Source organism: Armatimonas sp. (genome assembly GCF_043760365.1).
Lineage (GTDB): Bacteria > Armatimonadota > Armatimonadia > Armatimonadales > Armatimonadaceae > Armatimonas.
In genome coordinates, this window is the sequence record NZ_JAYUPA010000540.1 from 1 (window position 1) to 1,586 (window position 1,586).

A 1,586-nucleotide genomic window follows, 5' to 3' on the forward strand; every position below is an offset into this window, starting at 1 on the left:
GGTGCCCCGATTCCCCCGGCGGTTGCGCTCTGGCAGAAGGCCGTGCACCAGCCCGGCATCTACGATCTGGAAGTGGACACGTCGCAGCTCACCCCTGAGGCGTGTGCCACTCGGATTCGGGAGTACCTCGACTCGGGAGCGACCCCCACGGCTTTCTCTCAGCTCGCCGCCCCGTAAACGAGGAGTCTCCGAGGGAAACAAAGCCCGTGCCGGGCTGGGGTAGCGCGGTATACTAAAACCCAAATGAGCACAATTACCCTGGAACTCCCCGACAACATCGCGGCCCAACTTACCACCCCGGAGGGCATGGCTATCGCTCGCGCTGCGATCATTGCCGAGTTCGCACATGATGTCAATGATGCCGAAATGGAAACTAAGGGGCCAAGTTATCATTGCTATATCTGTAAGGGGAGCGTACCGCACTTTGGGCCACATGAGCATGAACTTGATCCATGTGCGCTGGTTATCATAGGGCATGCCGACAAAGAATGGCGAGATCAGAAGGAACAAACTTTTTACTGCCATTTCGAATGTTTTCGCCGCTTGGTGGGCGATGATAGTATTCTGTACATCAAAGATGATGACCATAGTACAAACGGTGAGTTTGCAGATGAGTATGCTGCTGAAAAGCTTTCTGAAGAGGAGGTAGAATCCTAGCATGACAGCGGAGATAATTTCGTTTGGCACCGAGCTTCTCCTCGGGCAGATCGTGGACACCGACGCGGCATATCTGGCGCAGAAGCTCTCGCAGTGCGGGGTGAGCGTCTATAACCGGGCGACGGTGGGCGACAACTTGGAGCGAGCGACGGCGGCACTCAACTAAAGTCGAGAGAGCTGGAGTGTCCCGTTGTTGGTGAAGTCGGCGATCAGACGGTAGCCTTCCAAAAGCTTGACCCCAAGAAGTGGGTCGGTATCCCCGCCGACAACTTCGATGAGCCGCTCAATCCCTTCCCACACCACAACGGCAGTGTAGAGCGTCACCGGGACGATGGAGCCGTCGGCGAGCTCGGACTCCGCGACACCCGAAGGAAGCAGACCCAGCGTTGCCACTTGCTCGTCGGTCAGGGAGAGCCAGTCGCTAAAGCCCGTGTCCAGAAGAACTGTCAGCGCCAGCTCCTGCCCGGTGAAGCCACGTACCACCAGGGGAAAGAGAAGGTTGCGCCGCGTATCTACCTGCCCGACGATCACGTCCGCCGCCCGCCCCGCCGCATCAGCGCCCGCTCTCCAATTCGTGTGACGTACTGAAGCCGCCCGTCGTGCTTTTTCTGCTGCTCCACCAGCGAGGGAGCGTAGTCCTGCGAAATGGCGTACTCGCCGGTTTCGACATCGAGAATCAGATACTGCCCACGATAGGTCGGCTCCAGAAATGCCTTCAGGAACCTATCGTAGTATGCCCGGCCTTGCGCACAAAGCTCCATCGTTTCCATGTTCGTATTAGACCACGTCACGACCATGAAGCGGTATACTAATCCCCAAAGGAGCACGATCACAGGGGAACCGCATTTGGATTCGGGATACCTCGATTTTCCAGTTTTGGGGAGTTTTGCCAATTTTGCGAGGCGGACTAAAATCGCCGCTCCCATCTA

The 1,586-nt window shown here is 57.1% G+C and carries 4 protein-coding genes and 1 pseudogene; 3 read left to right on the forward strand and 2 right to left on the reverse strand.

Features of this window, described 5'->3' with window-relative positions; genetic code table 11:
• The 3 genes and pseudogenes from ACH2EH_RS12470 to ACH2EH_RS12480 all read left to right on the forward strand — a co-directional run.
• Positions 1-177: pseudogene (locus ACH2EH_RS12470) on the forward strand (chloramphenicol phosphotransferase); the annotation flags it as partial.
• A gap of 66 nt (positions 178-243) precedes the next feature.
• A complete protein-coding gene (locus tag ACH2EH_RS12475) occupies positions 244-657 on the forward strand; it encodes a hypothetical protein (protein ID WP_395142120.1) in 414 nt (137 codons plus the stop codon).
• Between the two features lies 1 nt (position 658).
• A complete protein-coding gene (locus ACH2EH_RS12480) occupies positions 659-823 on the forward strand; it encodes a molybdopterin-binding protein (RefSeq protein ID WP_395142122.1) in 165 nt (54 codons plus the stop codon).
• On the opposite strand, the gene ACH2EH_RS12485 is transcribed toward ACH2EH_RS12480, so the two are convergent.
• Positions 820-1,188: a hypothetical protein gene (locus ACH2EH_RS12485; RefSeq protein ID WP_395142124.1), complete on the reverse strand. Its 369-nt coding sequence runs from the start codon at positions 1,186-1,188 to the stop codon at positions 820-822. The two genes, ACH2EH_RS12480 and ACH2EH_RS12485, sit on opposite strands and share 4 nt — an antisense overlap.
• Positions 1,185-1,454 carry a hypothetical protein gene (locus ACH2EH_RS12490; RefSeq protein ID WP_395142126.1) on the reverse strand — a complete coding sequence of 90 codons (270 nt, stop codon included), beginning with the start codon at positions 1,452-1,454 and terminating at the stop codon, positions 1,185-1,187. Before ACH2EH_RS12490 ends, ACH2EH_RS12485 begins: the two co-directional genes overlap by 4 nt.
• Between the last annotated feature and the right edge of the window lie 132 nt (positions 1,455-1,586).